We start from the raw sequence: 16,636 nt of genomic DNA, 5'->3' as shown, positions 1-16,636 counted from the left end.
GCGTATGCCCAACAACTGGCAAACGCCGCTATCATCAACCCTGGATTCTAAACCCGGCCGCTACTCAGGACGGGGGGACGTCGGCAAGAAGAGCAGACCATATGACAATAGCATCGGCTGGATATTAGCTACGGCGTAAGCTGGACTGCGGGCGTGCCACCACAGGTCCTGCGCAGTGCCGCTAGCGGGGCCAAGACGGCAACGGATTGAGTAGTCGTACTCTCGGATCCAAGATTTGGCTGGACCGCCACCGTGTAACTCTGAAACCTCCGGGATGTACACGCCAAGATTGACCGTGAATAGTCCATGCATGTTTTCACGGAGCCCGGGAACATAGGTTGTACCGGGCGGGTCAGAAGTACCCATTTGCAGATTTACGACTTGCGTAAGGCCATCCTTAGTCAAGCGATTGAACGTCCGCCCACGGACCTTGAACCCCTGCTCCTTCAAAGACGGTCGCAAGGCTCGTTGGACCTCATCAACTGCTTTTACAAACTCGGAGGCAGGCATGGTTGTCGTTGACGGCTAACACCTGAATTAAGCCGACACGCGAAGCGGGTTCGGCTTGAATGAATTGTTAGGCAACTGCCGGTCAAGCCACATGGTGTACTTGCAGTACCCCTTTTCCCCCTGACAGAAAAAGATCCAAGTACTTTGCTCGTCCTGAAAGGACCATACAGAATAGTCTAGCCTGGCATACGCTGCGGTCTCATTCGCGTAGCGCGCCATGTTTGGGGTGCCCTTGTGTAGTTGCCGGAATAGAACGGGCGCGTCAGATGGTGTAAAGGAGAACTCACCGTCCGAGACGTTGAGGTCAAGATTATTGGTTGTGCGAATATCCGTAGCAGAAGGAGGCAGAATATCGGGCAACCAGCCGCGACCAAATAACTCATCAGCCCGAGCATCAGCAAGGGTTGGGTAGGTGCTAGTCACAACATCTGAAGTGCACCCCGCTAGAAGAAGGCTGGCTGCAATTGCGGTTGGCCCGTTCATACACCTAATACTTGAGTTAAAGCCGTGCCGCGAAGCGGCTTCGGCCTGAGCGAATTGTTAGGCCCCATCACGGCTTACCTTGAAACCGATTGCCTTTGGTACATCTTGACCAGTTATGAGCATTACAAACTGATGCGGAATCTGGACTGGATAGATCGATTGTCCGTCGTGCGATATCGCGTCAGCTTGTAAGTAGACATGATGGGAAGTGTCTACATTTATGCAGCGCAGGAAAAGAAGATCCTCTCCGGCAGGCGAGTTAAGCCGGCCACACATCTTTGAGAGGAAGGCATGCTCACGCGCGGGAAGACCTGAGCGGAGTACCACACTGAAGTTCTCGATGTTCTCTGACATGGGTCCTAACGCTGAGTTAAGCCGAGTTGCGAAGCAACTTCGGCTTGAATGAGTTGTTAGGCATTGAGTGGCCGCAGAAGTTAGATGTTGCACCTTTGCTCCCCAGCACTGCCGCTTGGACCAAGTGTGCCACAGCTTGCGGGACGGAGCTTGCCCGGCGATGCAGCGGCGCGTAATGCCACCGAAGCCAACTGCAACGAGCGCAGCATGGCAACAACGTTTAGCGGCGAAGCACAGAACTTACCGCAGCCCATAGCAGCGGTGACTGCCGCCCGGAGCTGACCGCATGCGTGCTAGCCCACTCACCGAAGCTGCACCCGCCGACGCGCTTGCTCCACCACGCCTAACGCTTGAATTAAGCCGAACCGCGAAGCGGTTTCGGCTTGAATGAATTGTTAGGGGGGGGGCTACGCGAGATGTGACAACCCAAACCCTAACGCGATACTACCAACTACTGCAACCACTCTTGCCCACTCCGGAAGTGCAAGAGCTTTCTGAAGAGCATGACTCAGGGCTTTAAGTCCCGGAACCTTCAGAAGCCAGTGATTTGATGGCTTTGAATGGAGGATGTCACTGAGCCAAAGCAGTTGGAAAAGCGTGAATGTTGGAAGTATGAGCAGCAGCACCCCAAGGGAAGCTACGCGCAGCCGATAGATAGCGACAAAAGCCGAAACTGCGATAAACCAACCAAACAGCGATCGCGATCCTTGCATGTTGCCCCCTAACGCCTGAGTTAGCCGCGCCGCGAAGCGGCGTCGGCTTGAATGATTTGTTAGGCCGACGGGCCGTGAGAAACAAACTGCAAAGGCTCTCTCTGCAAAGACGATTCTTGCAGATAGACGCTGCCGAATGGCGGGGAAAGCAACATGACACCAGACTCCTCAACGCCGATTGACTGCATCTCCGACGGCGTCACAACGATCAGCTCAATGGTGCCGGGTGTCTGGCCGTTCTCCAACAGCACGGAGTCTCCGATCTTCATGGCCGTTCCGTCTGAGTAGGTAACCATATGCCTTACCTCCGCGGCCTAACGCCTGAATTAGGCCGCGCCGCGAAGCGGCATCGGCTTGAATAAATTGTTAGCCAACTCCAATTACTTTGGCGAAGCGGGCTTTTTCTTTGCAGCCTTCTTAGGAGCGCGCTTCTTGACTTTGGTGGGCTTGCCCTCACCCTCGATCAGCTTGGCAAATTGCGCCCATGTGAGTCGCTTCTTATTGACATGTGCGCCGCTAGAAAGCCACTCAATGTTGCCCTTACTGATGAGCAGAGTTCCGAGCTTACTTCCGTTGGATTTGACCTCAACCTTTACATCCTTGTGCAGGACGAACTTGGTAGCAATGTCCATCGTTACTTCATGAGCCATGAAATTCCCCTTGTTGTGTGATGGCTAACACTGGAGTTAAGCCGACTTGGCCGCGTCAGCGGACAAGTTCGGCTTGAATGAATTGTTAGGCGCTTACCGGCTGTGGAACACCTTGAGTACCTTGCCGTCACTTGCACAGATTAAAGCCTCTGGTGTGCCACCACGCCATCCAGCAGGTAGCTTGCCAAATACATGCCAGACACCATCCTTCAGCTCCGCCTGGTATTGCTCACGCTCATTGACCGCAGCCGAGCTGAACTTGTTGCGCCATGCGGCTTTGGCAGCTGCTACCACCGTGGACTCTGTAGGGAGGATAGGTTCTGCACCTGGCGCAACAGAGGAGCAAACAGGTGTAGAGGCAGCTGAAAGTAAAGCCAACACCAGAAGAATTGTCATTAGCGCCTAACAACTATTGGACCGCCGAAATGCGGTGTTGCGCTCAGTATTTTCGATGACTGGCGCTTTGTGAATAGGGGAAGTCTTAGCCGCAACTACAGGATTGCACGATGGTAAGCGGTCGCGACCATGCGGATGCTTGCAGTGTTATCCAGCAGGGATGCAGGCGTATGAATTACACCCCCAGAGAGCACGGCGTAATAGCACGTCCGCCACTCTGGCTGCTCGATCAGGTGCGCGACCGGCTGCGCGTAAAGCACTACAGCATACGCACCGAACAGGCGTATATCAGTTGGATACGGCGCTTCATCCTGGCTAGCGGCAAACGCCATCCGGCGCAGATGGGGCAGGCGGAGGTCGAGGCGTTCCTGACGCGGCTGGCCACCGATGGCCAGGTGTCTGCGGGCACACAGAACCAGGCGTTTGGCGGCACTGTGTTTCTTTACCGCGAGGTGCTGCGCATCGAGCTGCCGTGGATGGAAAACCTGGTGCGCGCAAAACGGCCCAGGCGTATTCCGGTAGTGCTTTCGCGCGAGGAGGTCGCACGTCTGCTGGCGGTGCTGGAGGGGCCGCGCTGGCTGATGGCTAGTCTGCTCTACGGCAGCGGGATGCGGTTGATGGAATGTCTGCGTCTGCGTATCAAGGACGTGGATGCCGCGCGCGGCGAGATCGTGGTGCGCGACGGCAAAGGTGGCAAGGGCCGGCGGGTGCCGTTGCCGCTCAGCTTGCGGGAGGCGCTACAGCGGCAACGCGAACGCGCACTGCTAGTGCATGCGGCGGACCTGGCGGGTGCCGGTCGGGTCTTCCTGCCGCACGCATTGGCGCGCAAGTATCCCAATGCCGACGTTGAGCCGGGGTGGCCCTACCTGTTCCCGTCTGCGCGCCGGTCGCGGGATCCGCGCAGCGGCAGGCCTGGCCGGCACCATGTCTTCGAAGAAATTCTGCAGCGTGCGATGCAGTCGGCACGGCAGCAGGCTGGCATCGTCAAGCCGGCGACCTGCCATACGTTGCGGCATTCGTTCGCCACGCATCTGCTGGAGGCCGGCCACGATACCCGCACCGTACAGGAACTGCTGGGGCACAAGGACATGACCACCACGCAGATCTACACGCATGTGCTGGGACGCGGTGCGTCGGCGGTTCGCAGCCCATTGGATGGGCTGGGCAGTGTTGGTGATGAAGCGTGAGCTGCCGCGCGACTGATGCAGCGGATGGCCGCTTGCTGCCAAGCAAGCCACCATGATTGCGCCTGAGACACGCTTTTCAGACTCGATTGTGCGCGATGACGGCAGCCAGTTGCTGCACTGGCCGAGCGCGACCCACCCAACATTGCGCGCATTCGCAGATGGGCGCGAATGCATCCGTGAGCCACGACGTATCACTCCTGCACAACTGCGCTATGCGGCCACCTGATGCCTGCTCGATCTATCGTAGCAGCCAGCTTCAACCGTCCAGCAACGCCTTGTCCCGCACCGCGCCCTTGTCCGCACTGGTCGCCAGCAACGCATACGCCTTCAGCGCGGTGGTGACCTTGCGTGGACGCAGCTCCGCCGGCTTCCAGCCCTTGGCATCCTGCTCTGCGCGACGCAGGGCGAGTTCCTCGTCGGAGATCAGCAGATCGATCGAGCGTTTGGGGATGTCGATCAGGATCTTGTCGCCGTCGCGCACCAGCCCGATCGCACCGCCTGCCGCCGCTTCTGGCGATGCATGGCCGATCGACAGGCCGGAGGTGCCGCCGGAAAAACGGCCGTCGGTGAGCAGGGCGCATTGCTTGCCCAGGCCCTTGGATTTCAGGTAGCTGGTGGGGTACAGCATCTCCTGCATGCCGGGGCCGCCCTTAGGGCCTTCGTAGCGGATGACCACGACATCGCCGGCAACCACCTCATCCGCGAGGATGCCCTTGACCGCCGCGTCCTGGCTCTCGTAGACGCGTGCAGTGCCTTCGAACACGTGGATGGATTCGTCCACGCCGGCGGTTTTCACCACGCAGCCGTCTCGGGCGATATTGCCGTACAGCACCGCCAGGCCGCCCTCCTGCGAGAACGCATGCGCCACGTCGCGGATGCAGCCGTCGCTGCGGTCGGCATCCAGGGTATCCCAGCGCGTGGTCTGACTGAAGGCGATCTGGGTGGGAATGCCGGCCGGGCCGGCCTTGTAGAACGTGTGCACCTTTTCATCGTCGGTCTGGGTGATGTCCCATTGCGCGATGGCGTCGGCCAGCGTGCGTGCGTGCACGGTGGCGGCGTTGGTATGCAGCAAGCCGCCGCGTGCCAGCTCGCCAAGGATGGCCATGATGCCGCCGGCGCGGTGCACGTCTTCGATATGGTACTTCTGCGTGTTGGGCGCCACCTTGCACAGCTGTGGCACGCGCTTGGACAGGCGGTCGATATCGCGCATGCCGAACGGCACTTCGCCTTCCTGTGCGGCGGCGAGCAGGTGCAGGATGGTGTTGGTGGAGCCGCCCATGGCGATGTCCAGGGTCATCGCATTCTCGAACGCTTCGAAGGTGGCGATGCCGCGCGGCAGGGCGGTGGGATCTTCGCCGCCATACCAGCGGTGGCACAGTTCCACCGCCACACGTCCGGCACGCAGGAACAGTTGCTCGCGGTCGGCATGCGTGGCCACCACGGTGCCATTGCCCGGCAGCGACAGGCCCAGCGCTTCGGTCAGGCAGTTCATCGAGTTGGCGGTGAACATGCCCGAGCACGAGCCGCAGGTGGGGCAGGCGCTGCGTTCGAACTCGGCGACCTTCTCGTCGGAGGCGCTGTCGTCGGCGGCGATCACCATCGCATCGATCAGGTCGAGCTTGTGCTCGGCCAGCTTGGTCTTGCCGGCTTCCATTGGCCCGCCGGAGACGAACACGGTGGGAATGTTGAGGCGCAGCGCGGCCATCAACATGCCGGGGGTGATCTTGTCGCAATTGGAAATGCACACCAGCGCATCGGCGCAGTGCGCGTTGACCATGTATTCGACCGAGTCGGCGATGATCTCGCGGCTGGGCAGCGAATACAGCATGCCGTCGTGGCCCATCGCGATGCCGTCGTCCACGGCGATGGTGTCGAACTCCTTGGCCACCCCGCCGACGCGCTCGATCTCGCGCGCCACCAACTGCCCGAGATCCTTCAGGTGCACATGCCCGGGCACGAACTGGGTGAACGAATTGGCGATGGCGATGATGGGCCTGTGGAAGTCGCCATCCTTCATGCCGGTGGCGCGCCAGAGCGCGCGCGCGCCCGCCATGTTGCGGCCGTGGGTGGAGGTCTTGGAGCGGTAGTCGGGCATGGCGGAGTCAACGACAAGGGCGAGCGGTGGCTGGCAATTAGACCGCGCCTGGACTGTTGCTGCTGCAACCGTCAAGACGCGCTCCGATGATCCCGCACGGTAGCACGCAGCTGTCTCGCTCACGCACGGCAAGAAATGGCGGATGCGCGGGCGATATCGTCGAATGACCGGCCATCGATCCTGCGCCGAACGGTTCATCCCTGTGCGTAATGCCGGTGATGCGTTGCCAGTGCCCGTCAGCGCGGGCGGTTTAGACTGTGCGCATGAGCGCCATTGTGTCCTGCCGCGCGGGCTGTGCCGCCTGTTGCATTGCCCCCTCCATCAGTTCGCCGATTCCCGGCATGCCGCAGGGCAAGCCGGCCGGTGTGCCCTGCGTGCAGCTGGATGCGCAGTTGGGCTGCCGCCTGTTCGGGCAGCCGAGCCGCCCGGCGGTCTGCGCGAGCCTGCGGCCATCGATGGAAATGTGTGGCAGCTCGCGCACGCAGGCGTTGGCGATGCTGGCTGCCCTGGAGCGTGCGACGCAGCCTTGAAAATCCGGGCGCTACGCCCTTGCCTGCGGCCAACGCTGGCGTGGCGCCAGGTGTCGGCAGAATCGCGCGTGCTCAAGTGCGTGGCTTGTCGCGTGCAGGTCGATCAATACCACGCCGGCAAACATGATCGAGCAGGGCATCGCGCTGATGACCTTGTCGGCCAAGGCGACGCAGGCCTTGCGCTCATCGCACCCATGCGTTGCGACCGGCTCGCCTGGTCGGCGCGAAGCCGATGCCGATGTGGATCGGCAAGGCGGCGCCGACGCGCGCTCAACCGTTGGCGTTGGCCTTGCGCCCGGCGAACACACGCTTGATGCCGGCGCCCAGCGCCAGCACGCCGAACAGCACCAGCTTCCAGCCCTTGGCCAGCAGCAGGCCCAGCTTGGCGAACAAGCCGGCCTTGGCTGCCAGGCCGCCGCCGATCAGGCCGGCCAGACCATAGCTGGCGATCTTGTCGGTGGACGGGTTGTGGTCGGCATAGCGCGCGCCCTGGTCGAACTCGGTCATCGGCAGCAGCTGCTGCATGCCCTGACGCACCTGCTCGAGCTGGCCCATGCCGGCGACGGCGTTGAGGCTGAGATAGCCGCTGCGCCCCAAGACGCGGATGTCGTAATTGAGCGTGTGCTGCTGGGCGCCATCGAAGCGCAGTTCCTTGGCCCAGTAGAGCTTCTTGCTGCCGGCGTCGTAGCGCGGCGGCACGGCCCAGCCGAGCAGGTCCACCGTGCCGTAGCCCTGTTCGCGCCGTGCGGCGTTGTCCTCGGCGGTGCCTTGCTGCATCTGCTCCAGCAGTTCGCTGTAATCGATCTTGGCGGCGTCCTCGTCGGACACATAGCCCTCATCGCTATAGGTCACCACCACCGCCCAGCTGTCCGGTGCATCCAGTGCAGGCGTCCGCGGCACGATCATGCCCAGCACGCTGTCGTCGGGCGGGTTGCCCCATAGCTGCTCGAGCACGCGGCGCGTATCGGCCTTGTCGAGGTAACGGAATGCCGGGTCCAGATCGAAGTGCGCCTTGGCCTGCGGCAGCGCGATATGGCCGTCGTGATACTGCAGCGCAGAGAGCACTTGCGCCTCGTCCGCGGCCTCGGCCGGTACGGCGAGCAGCAGCGGGCTTGCGACAAGCAGGCAGGCGGCCAGCAGGCCGCGCAGGACAACCGAAGTGTGCATCAGGTCGAATCCATTCGATGGCAGCGTCCCCACGCCGCAGGGTGCAGATTCTGCCATGCGTTCACACGGCAGACAACGGGTCAGCGCGCGCCGGCAATGCCCAGGTACTGATCCTTGAGCCGCACATAATGCTGGGCCGAGTAATGCAGGCTTTCGATTTCCTTGTCGCTGAGCGTGCGCGCCAGGCGGGCGGGGTTGCCCAGCCACAATTCTGCCTCGCCGACCACCTTGCCCGGGCCGACCACGGCACCGGCACCGACAAATCCGTAGCGCTTGATGGTGGCCCCGTCGAGCACGCAGGCGCCCATGCCGATCAGGCACAGGTCTTCGATGGTGCAGGCATGCAGGATGGTGCCGTGGCCCACGGTGACATCGGCGCCGATGATGGTCGGGTAGCCAGCCTTGTTGAACGGGCTGTGGTGACTGACGTGGATGATGGTGCCGTCCTGCACATTGGTGCGTGCACCGACCTGCACATGATTGACGTCGCCGCGGATCACCGTGCCCGGCCACACCGACACATCGTCGCCCAGGCTCACCTTGCCGATGATGGTGCAGGCCGGGTCGATATAGACGCGCGCGCCCAGTTGCGGGGTGTGGTCCAGAAACGGGCGAATCGGGGTCACGGCATTCTCCGACAAGTCAGCGTGCCGCCAGGCGCGGACACGGCGTGCATGATACCCGGGCCGTGGTGGCGGCTGCGGAAGAGCCCAGCCTCTGAGGCTGACGTGCATCTGCCGGCGCAGTGGTGCGCTACCCACAGCCGCCGGCATGTCAGCGGCATCGCGATGCGGTCGATGGCGTGCCGCTGCTGGCCAAGGTCGCGAATGCAGGCTGCCCGCACTTGCACTGTCGTGTCCCGGCAATCGCATGTACGCACCGCCTTGGCATTGAACGCCAATCGAATTGCATCGCGATCGGACATGCAATGGGCGCCGTTACCGGCGCGCTCCGGCGCCGCCTGCGAGAGCGCCAGGGCTGGCGGTGGTCGGTCAACGCATCTGTCGACGTCGCCCGCCACGGCATGCAGGCGCCGGTGTGCCCGAACGCGTGGTTGCCCAGGCGAAGCGCAATCCCGCCACGTCCGATAAGCGCACAGCACTGCGGCGATGCGGCTTGAACAGCGTCTGCGATCGGCCTAGCGTGCGTGCAGTGGCGTGGCGGCTGCATTGGCAAGGTAAAAAACCTGGCGCTTTGCTGCGCGAAGTCATCGCCGCGCCGTGCCGGGCGCTGTCGATGCAAGACCGCCTGCATTCCGCTTTGCAGGAATACTCCCTACTGCACAGGACACCCCGATGCTCCAAAGCACCTCGATGCCTGCGTCCTTCGTGTTGGAGCGCATGACACCCTTCCAGTGGCGGGCGGTGGCCGTGTGCGTGCTGCTGACGATGCTCGACGGCTTCGACGTGATGGCGATGGCGTTCACCGCGCCGCATGTGTCGGCGGACTGGCAACTGTCGGGAAAACTGCTGGGCGGGTTGTTCAGTGCCGGACTGGTGGGCATGGCAGTGGGGTCGTTGGTACTGGCGCCGTTGGCCGATCGCATCGGGCGCCGCGCGCTGACCCTGATCTGCCTGGCGATCCTCACCGTGGGCATGGGCGTCTCGGCGCTGGCCGGCAACGCCTGGCAACTGGGCGCGCTGCGGGCGTTCACCGGGATCGGGATCGGCGGCATGCTGGCCTGTGTGGCAGTGACCGCTGCCGAGTATTCCACCGCGCGCTGGCGCAGCACGGCCACGGTGTTGCAGGCCACTGGCTACCCGGTAGGCGCGACGGTGGGCGGGGCGATCGCCGCGCTGCTGCTGCAGCACTGGTCGTGGCCGTCGGTGTTCGTGCTCGGCGCGCTGGGTTCGTTGGTGTGCGTACCGCTGGTGCTCGCCTTCCTGCCGGAATCGCTGGAGTTCCTGATGGCCCGCCGGCCGCCGAACGCGCATGCACGCTTCAACGCGGTGCTGGCGCGCATGGGGATGCCGGCTGCGCCGCACCTGCCGATGCCATCGGTACAGGCGGCCGGGCAGGGCTATGCCGCGCTGTTCGTCGGCGCAGTGCGGCGGCAGTCGCTGCTGATCGCGCTGGCGTTCTTCCTGTTGATGTTCTCGTTCTACTTCGTGCTCAGCTGGACGCCCAAGCTGCTGGTGACGGCCGGGCTGTCGGCCGCCCAGGGCGTGACCGGCGGGGTGCTGCTGAATCTGGGCGGTATCGCAGGCGGCACGCTGTTCAGTTGGCTGGCCCTGCGCGCGCGGTTGTCACGGCTCACCGCGGGGGCGCTGATCCTGGTGGCAGTGGCGATGCTCGCGTTCGGGTTGAGTAGCGCAGTGTTGAGCTGGGCTTTCGTGACGGCATTGCTGACCGGGGCGGCACTGACAGCCGCCATGGGAGGGCTGTATGCGGTGGCGCCGGTGGTGTTCCCGGCGGCCGTGCGCTCCACCGGCATGGGCTGGGCGATCGGCGTGGGCCGCTTCGGCGCGATCCTGTCGCCACTGTGCGCGGGGGCGTTGCTGGATGCCGGGTGGACGCCGGTCATGTTGTACCTGGGCTGTGCCGTGCCGCTGCTGTTCGCCGCCGCCGCCGTGGTGGCGATGCGCTTGCCGGATCGCTGAACTGCTCAGCCGGCTGCGTTCGACGGCGTGAATCCGCCGGTCGAGGACGGATCGGCGGACCAAAGAAATCGTGCCGGCTGCCGATACCTCCGAAGACCGCCATGCCCATGGCGGACTCTTCCGCGAACATCGTGCACACCAGCGCCGGCATGCTCAGAACCATCGACTCCGACCAACTTCGCCCCGGCATGTACGTCTACAAGCTGCTGGGCGCGTGGGTGCACCATCCGTTCTGGAAAACCTCGTTCCTGGTCGACTCGGAAGACGTGGACAAGATCCATGGCAGCCGGATCGAGCAACTGGTGATCGACACCGCGCGCGGGCTGGATGTGGACGCGGGGACGCCGGAGGCCGAGGCGGCCGCTGCCACGCCACCGGCACCGGAGCCGCCGGAGCCGGCATCCAGCACGCGCACGGTACGGACCAACAGCGTCACCGCGCAGGTCGGCATCGAGGCCGAGGTGGTGCGTGCGCGGCGCATCTTCGAAGACGGGCGCGACACGGTGGAGGAGATGTTTCGCGACGTGCGGCTCGGCCGCACCGTCGACACCGAGGCGGCCATGCCGCTGGTGGAAGCCATCAACGATTCGGTGTTGCGTCACCCGCAGGCGCTGATCAGCGTGGCGCGGCTAAAGACCGCCGACGACTACACCTATCTGCACTCGATGGCCGTGGCCGGGCTGATGAGCGGGCTTGCCCGCCAGCTCGGCCTGCCCGATGCGCAGGTGGTGGAAGCGGCGATGGGTGGCCTGCTGCACGACATGGGCAAGGCGGTAACGCCGCTGGACATCCTCAACAAGCCGGGCCGGCTCACCAACGAAGAAATGGAGGTCATGCGCCAGCACCCGCTGGATGGTCATCGCCTGCTGGTGGCCGGCGGCGTGCAGAACGCGGTGGTGCTGGAAATCGCCCTGCATCATCACGAAAAGATGGATGGCAGCGGGTATCCGAATCGGCTCGTCGGCGAAGAGATCTCGCTGATGTCGCGGATGGGTGCGGTGTGCGATGTCTACGACGCCATCAGTTCCGACCGCCCCTACAAACGCGGCTGGGATCCGGCCGAATCGCTCAAGCAGATGGCCTCGTGGAAAGGCCATTTCGACCCGGTGATCTTCCAGGCCTTCGTGCGCCGGCTGGGGATCTATCCGGTCGGTTCGCTGGTGCGGCTGGAATCGCAGAAGCTGGCCGTGGTGATCGAACAGACCCCGGACGCGCTGCTCAAGCCGAAGGTGCGGGTGTTCTACTCGGCCAAGCTGCGCAGCCACGTGCTGGTGCAGGACATCGACCTGGCGCGCCCGGATTGCCAGGACCGGATCGCGCAGATGGAAAGCCCGAGCGACTGGGGCTTTCGCGATATCGAGAAACTCTGGCTGCCCTGATCGGGCCGTGTCGCGCAGCGGCTGCGCCGCAGGCGCGTCCGGTAGGTGGCGCGTGCCCGGCTGCGTGCCCTTGCTGATCGGCACTCCGCTGATGGCTGATTCCGGCCACGCCTGGCGGCCGGTCACATCGCACTGCGTGGCCCCATGCGGCCTGACGGTCGCTGTCCCGACCCAGATCCGGCACCGCCTAGCGAACGCGACCATGCTGCGCTGCAGCTTGGCAATGTAGTTATGTTCAATAACTATTATGGAACGCAATCACTTGCCGACCGGAACCATGTTCACTTCGTGCCTGGATCACCGCCGTCCCTCGCATGCCGCAGCGCTGTCGCACAGCTGGCGGGCGTGCAAGCGCGGGCTGGCGCAGTGGTGGCACGCCACGCACTTACGGCATGCAAGAGCGGCCTGCGCCTCCACATCGGCAGGCCTGGCCGCGTCTACAATGTGGTGCACGCCGGGGATCGGCGTTGTGGATGGGGTGCGCAGTGCGTACCGGTCCGCCCGCTGCCTTCGTCGCGAGAACCGTCATGCCCGCTACCGCTCCTGTCGCACCGTTGCCCGATTCCGTCACCGAGGTGGACCAGGCGCGCCTGCTGCGGCTGCTGGGGTACCGCATCACCCGCACCGAGTTGCTGGTGCGGCGGATGTTCCAGGAGTGCGTGGCGGCCTTCGATCTGAAGCCGGTCGATTTCTCCTTGCTGATGCTGGTGGACGGCAACCCGGGCATCAACCAGCGCCAGATCGGCGATGTGCTGCATGTGTCGCCGCCGAACCTGGCCATCGTGGTGGCGCGGCTGGTCAACCGCCGGCTGCTGCGGCAGGTGCGCGGGCGTCAGGACCGGCGCATGCAGCATCTGTCGTTGACGCCGGCCGGCGTCACCCTGCTGACCGACGCCGAAGCCGAAGTGCTGCGCATGGAACGGCAGCTCAGCGCTGTGCTCGGTACCAGCGAGGCGCCGTTGGTGCGCGCGCTCGATCGCCTGGATCGTCTGGACACACTCTAGTCCGCCTCCGCCTGGCGTGGGCCAGGCGGCATGCCTTCATCACCTTGCGATGTCACGTGCTGTCTGCAGCGCGGCGTTCGGCTCTGCCTGACGCACGCGCGATCGCATGTCCAGCTGTTCCCTCTCACCATAGGAGTGTTCGCAGTGAATCGATCGTCGGTTAGCGGTGGCCAGGACAGGCAAGCAGGATGGACGCTAACCTTGCTGCTCGGGCTGGGGAGCCTGTGTGCGACCGGGGCTGCAAATGCACAGGCAGTGCCACAGAGCGCTGCATTGACCAACGGAATCAACACCGGCGGGACCAGCTTTCTGGACGGTTTCACCCGCACCACGCCCGGTTGGGCCGTCGTCACCTACCTGCGCCAGACCTCGCTGGATGCGATCAAGGATGCGCGCGGCAACGATGTGCCGGTGTTCGACAATCCACGCATCGATTCGACCTTGCTGCTGACCCAGGTGGCCTACGTCACGCCCTACACGTTGTTCGGTGGGGCACTGGGCATCAATACGCTGGTGCCGTTGATCAACCTGGACGCGTCCTTCGGTCGGAACAGCATCGCCACTCTGCGCGACAACGGCGCTGGCGTCGGCGATCTGACCTTCGGTCCGTACCTGCAGATGTTGCCGGTGATGCGTGACGGGCGGCCGGTATTTTCGCAGCGCTTCGAACTCGACGCTGTCGCACCGATCGGCAAGTTCGACCGCGATCGCGACCTGAATCAGGGTGCCGGCTATTGGTCGCTGGTGCCGAACTATGCATTCACGGTGCTGCCGACGCCCAAGTGGGAAGTCAGTGCACGCCTCAACTACATCTACAACTTCCGCAGCGAGCGCCGGCCGAATCTTCCCGACGGATTCGCCTTCCGTAATGGGCAGGCCGGCGACGCGGGATGGGTCAACGTCGCCACCTCCTGGGAAGTCGCGCCGCAAGTGCGGCTGGGCGTCAACGCGTATTACCTCACCCAGTTCCGCGACAACCGTACCAACGGCGAGCGCGTGCCCGACACCCGCCAGCGCGTGTTCTATGCCGGCCCGGGCGGCGTGTGGCGGTTCGACGCCAACAACATCCTGTTCGCCAATCTCTATCTGCCGGTGGAGGTCAGGAATGCAGCGTCCGGCAACAACGTCAACCTGCAGTACGTCCATGTGTTCTAGCGCCGGGACATCCGGCTTCTTTGGAGGGTGGCAATGAATTTGCAGAACAAGACGATCGTGGTGACCGGTGTGGCGTCGGGCATCGGCGCGGAGGTCGCACGGCTTGCGCGGTTTCATGGCGCCACGGTGATCGGGGTGGATCGCTCGCCGGTGCAGATGACCCTGCACGGCTTTCATCAGGCCGACCTGGGCGACCCGGCGTCCATCGACGCATTGGTCGCCGCCTTGCCGGAGCGGATCGATGCCTTGGCCAACGTGGCCGGTGTACCCGGCACCGTGCCGCTGGATGTGGTGGCACGCGTCAATTACCTGGGCCTGCGCCATCTGAGCCAGGCGCTGCTGCCGCGCATCGTCTCGGGCGGTGCCATCATCAACGTCGCCTCGATCCTTGGCGCAGAGTGGCCGCAGCGGCTGGAGTTGCACAAGCAGCTGGCCGCTGCCGACAGTTTCCAAGCCGGCACCGCCTGGCTGGCTGCGCATCCGGTCGCCCACGACACCTGCTACCAGTACTTCAAGGAAGCCTTGATCGTGTGGACGTTGCTGCAATCGCGGCCGTGGTTTGCCGAGCGCGGCATCCGCGTCAACAACGTGTCTCCCGGGCCGGTGTTCACCCCGATCCTGGGCGACTTCGCCGCGATGCTGGGCGAGGAGCGCGTCAAGGAAGATGCCAAGCGCATGACCCGCCCGGCGTATGCCGACGAGGTGGCCGACGCCATCGTGTTCCTGGCATCGGATGCGGCGCGCTGGATCAACGGCATCACCCTGCCGGTCGATGGCGGGCTGGCATCCACCACGCTGTAGTTCCTCCCACCCGTCACTCTCCCCAACTGTTTTAGCAGGAGGCTAGACCATGAATGCTCTTTCCAGCGCAGCGGTCGCTGCGACCGATACGCCCGCGTGGCAAGGCTGCATCTTCAATGGCGAGTGGGTGCCGGGCCACGGCGGCAGCTTGCCGATCCATGAGCCGGCGACCGGTGGCTTGCTGCACGAAGTCAGCAAGGCCGACCTGGACGATGTGGCGGCCGCCGTGGCGCAGGCCAAGCAGGCGCAGCGCGCCTGGGCCGCCACCCCGCCGCGCGAGCGCGCCGCGATCTTCCATCGCGCCGCACAGGTCATGCAGGCCCGCAGCGCCGAAGCCGCATTGCTGATTGCGCGCGAAACCGGCGGCATCCTGCCCAAGGCCCAGCGCGAAGTGGATGAGGCGGTGGTGTTCTATCAACAGGCTGCCGGCTTGCCGTTGCAGGCGGTCGGCCAGGTGCTGCCAACCGCCGCCGGCCAACTCAGCCTTGCGCGGCATCTGCCGCTGGGCGTGATCGCGGTGATTTCGCCGTTCAACTTCCCGCTGATCCTGTCGCTGCGCTCGGTGGCGCCGGCACTGGCGATGGGCAATGCGGTGATCCTCAAGCCGGATCCGCGCACGCCCTACACCGGCGGGGTGATCATCGCGCAGGTGTTGGAAGAAGCCGGCTTGCCCAAAGGACTGCTGCACGTGCTGCACGGCGATGCGCAGATCGGTCAGGCGCTGGTGGAGGCGCCGGATATCCCGATGATCGCCTTCACCGGCTCCACCGCTGCCGGCCGCCGTATCGGCGAGATCGCCGGGCGACACCTGAAGAAGGTGGCATTGGAATTGGGCGGCAACAATGCCGTGATCGTGCTCGACGACGCCGATCTGGACCGCGCCGCATCGGCGATCGCCTTCGGTGCCTATCTGCACCAGGGCCAGATCTGCATGGCCACCGGCCGGGTGCTGGTCCAGCGTAACGTGGCCCAGGCACTGATCCAGCGGTTGGCCGACAAGGCGCGGCATCTGCCGGTCGGCGACCCGGTCAGCGGCACGGTGGCGCTGGGGCCCATCATCGACCAGCGCCAGCTGCAACGCATCATCGATATCGTTAGCGACAGCGTGGCTGCCGGTGCGGTCGTGGAAGCTGGCGGCACCAATGAGGGGCTGTTCTATGCCGCCACCGTGCTGTCCAACGTGCGGCCGGGCATGCGCGCGTTCGACGAGGAAGTGTTCGGGCCGGTGGTCAACATCAGCGTGTTCGACACCGACGAAGAAGCCGCCGAACTGGCCAACCACGGCGAGTACGGCCTGGCGGCGGGCATCCTGTCCGCGTCGGTGTCGCGGGCGATGGCGCTCGGCGAACGCCTGCACACCGGCCTGCTGCACATCAACGACCAGACCGTGGCCGACGAGGTGATCAACCCGTTCGGCGGCACCGGGGCATCCGGCAACGGCACCAGCGTTGGCGGCCCGGCCGATTGGGAGCAGTACACGCATTGGCAGTGGCTGACGGTCAAGAGCGAGGTGCCGCAGTACCCGTTCTGAGCGTCCGGGCGCAGGTCTGGCGTCATCGCCAGGCCGGCGCCTTCGCACTCCTATCCATCGCACGCAGTCGCACGACGAGCG

At 64.2% G+C, this 16,636-nt stretch carries 16 protein-coding genes; 8 read left to right on the top strand and 8 right to left on the bottom strand.

Annotation, left to right across the window (positions count from 1 at the left end; all coding sequences use genetic code 11):
- Window positions 1–60: 60 nt before the first annotated feature.
- The 5 genes from XcodCFBP4690_RS23505 to XcodCFBP4690_RS18410 form a co-directional block, all read right to left on the bottom strand.
- Window positions 61–312, bottom strand: coding sequence for a DUF4304 domain-containing protein (locus XcodCFBP4690_RS23505; RefSeq protein ID WP_488174559.1), 252 nt, complete (start codon window positions 310–312; stop codon window positions 61–63).
- Window positions 313–537: 225 nt separating this feature from the next.
- Window positions 538–993, bottom strand: coding sequence for a YbbD-related protein (locus XcodCFBP4690_RS23500; RefSeq protein ID WP_488174558.1), 456 nt, complete (start codon window positions 991–993; stop codon window positions 538–540).
- Window positions 994–2,119: 1,126 nt separating this feature from the next.
- On the bottom strand, window positions 2,120–2,329 hold the full coding sequence (locus tag XcodCFBP4690_RS18420; RefSeq protein WP_146091957.1) for a hypothetical protein: 210 nt from the start codon (window positions 2,327–2,329) through the stop codon (window positions 2,120–2,122).
- Between the two features lie 111 nt (window positions 2,330–2,440).
- Complete coding sequence (locus XcodCFBP4690_RS18415; protein WP_244183710.1) at window positions 2,441–2,692, bottom strand: hypothetical protein; 252 nt, start codon at window positions 2,690–2,692, stop codon at window positions 2,441–2,443.
- Between the two features lie 111 nt (window positions 2,693–2,803).
- The gene (locus XcodCFBP4690_RS18410; RefSeq protein WP_104543224.1) at window positions 2,804–3,106 is read right to left on the bottom strand and encodes an NTF2 fold immunity protein; all 303 of its coding nucleotides are present in this window, start codon (window positions 3,104–3,106) and stop codon (window positions 2,804–2,806) included.
- A gap of 170 nt (window positions 3,107–3,276) precedes the next feature.
- Here XcodCFBP4690_RS18410 and XcodCFBP4690_RS18405 point away from each other — a divergent pair, with 170 nt between their 5' ends.
- Complete coding sequence (locus XcodCFBP4690_RS18405; RefSeq protein WP_104543222.1) at window positions 3,277–4,293, top strand: integron integrase; 1,017 nt, start codon at window positions 3,277–3,279, stop codon at window positions 4,291–4,293.
- Window positions 4,294–4,549: 256 nt separating this feature from the next.
- Here the strand turns inward: XcodCFBP4690_RS18405 and ilvD are convergent, their stop codons facing one another.
- Complete coding sequence (gene ilvD, locus XcodCFBP4690_RS18400) at window positions 4,550–6,388, bottom strand: dihydroxy-acid dehydratase (protein WP_104543220.1); 1,839 nt, start codon at window positions 6,386–6,388, stop codon at window positions 4,550–4,552.
- A 263-nt stretch (window positions 6,389–6,651) separates the two neighbouring features.
- Here ilvD and XcodCFBP4690_RS18395 point away from each other — a divergent pair, with 263 nt between their 5' ends.
- On the top strand, window positions 6,652–6,918 hold the full coding sequence (locus tag XcodCFBP4690_RS18395) for a YkgJ family cysteine cluster protein (protein ID WP_104543218.1): 267 nt from the start codon (window positions 6,652–6,654) through the stop codon (window positions 6,916–6,918).
- Between the two features lie 270 nt (window positions 6,919–7,188).
- On the opposite strand, the gene XcodCFBP4690_RS18390 is transcribed toward XcodCFBP4690_RS18395, so the two are convergent.
- Both XcodCFBP4690_RS18390 and XcodCFBP4690_RS18385 read right to left on the bottom strand, forming a co-directional pair.
- A complete protein-coding gene (locus XcodCFBP4690_RS18390; protein ID WP_104543216.1) occupies window positions 7,189–8,085 on the bottom strand; it encodes a DUF2167 domain-containing protein in 897 nt (298 codons plus the stop codon).
- An 80-nt stretch (window positions 8,086–8,165) separates the two neighbouring features.
- Window positions 8,166–8,711, bottom strand: coding sequence for a gamma carbonic anhydrase family protein (locus XcodCFBP4690_RS18385; protein WP_167394698.1), 546 nt, complete (start codon window positions 8,709–8,711; stop codon window positions 8,166–8,168).
- A gap of 669 nt (window positions 8,712–9,380) precedes the next feature.
- On the opposite strand from XcodCFBP4690_RS18385, the gene XcodCFBP4690_RS18380 reads away from it, so the two are divergent.
- The 6 genes from XcodCFBP4690_RS18380 to XcodCFBP4690_RS18355 all read left to right on the top strand — a co-directional run bounded on the left by XcodCFBP4690_RS18380 (window position 9,381) and on the right by XcodCFBP4690_RS18355 (window position 16,555).
- A complete protein-coding gene (locus XcodCFBP4690_RS18380; protein WP_104543212.1) occupies window positions 9,381–10,685 on the top strand; it encodes an MFS transporter in 1,305 nt (434 codons plus the stop codon).
- Window positions 10,686–10,834: 149 nt separating this feature from the next.
- Entirely contained in the window at window positions 10,835–12,064 is a 1,230-nt protein-coding gene (locus XcodCFBP4690_RS18375; RefSeq protein ID WP_104543240.1) for an HD-GYP domain-containing protein, read from the top strand.
- 527 nt (window positions 12,065–12,591) lie between these two features.
- Complete coding sequence (locus XcodCFBP4690_RS18370) at window positions 12,592–13,068, top strand: MarR family winged helix-turn-helix transcriptional regulator (protein WP_104543210.1); 477 nt, start codon at window positions 12,592–12,594, stop codon at window positions 13,066–13,068.
- A gap of 135 nt (window positions 13,069–13,203) precedes the next feature.
- Entirely contained in the window at window positions 13,204–14,223 is a 1,020-nt protein-coding gene (locus XcodCFBP4690_RS18365) for a SphA family protein (RefSeq protein WP_410049834.1), read from the top strand.
- Between the two features lie 33 nt (window positions 14,224–14,256).
- On the top strand, window positions 14,257–15,024 hold the full coding sequence (locus XcodCFBP4690_RS18360) for a coniferyl-alcohol dehydrogenase (protein ID WP_104543207.1): 768 nt from the start codon (window positions 14,257–14,259) through the stop codon (window positions 15,022–15,024).
- Between the two features lie 49 nt (window positions 15,025–15,073).
- Window positions 15,074–16,555, top strand: a complete 1,482-nt coding sequence (locus tag XcodCFBP4690_RS18355; RefSeq protein ID WP_104543205.1) for a benzaldehyde dehydrogenase — start codon at window positions 15,074–15,076, stop codon at window positions 16,553–16,555.
- The last annotated feature ends 81 nt before the right edge of the window (window positions 16,556–16,636 follow it).

The sequence above is a fragment of the Xanthomonas codiaei genome (assembly GCF_002939785.1).
Taxonomy (GTDB): domain Bacteria; phylum Pseudomonadota; class Gammaproteobacteria; order Xanthomonadales; family Xanthomonadaceae; genus Xanthomonas; species Xanthomonas codiaei.
The sequence above is the reverse complement of the archived record's forward strand: the minus strand, read 5'-3'. Positions and strand labels throughout refer to the sequence as shown.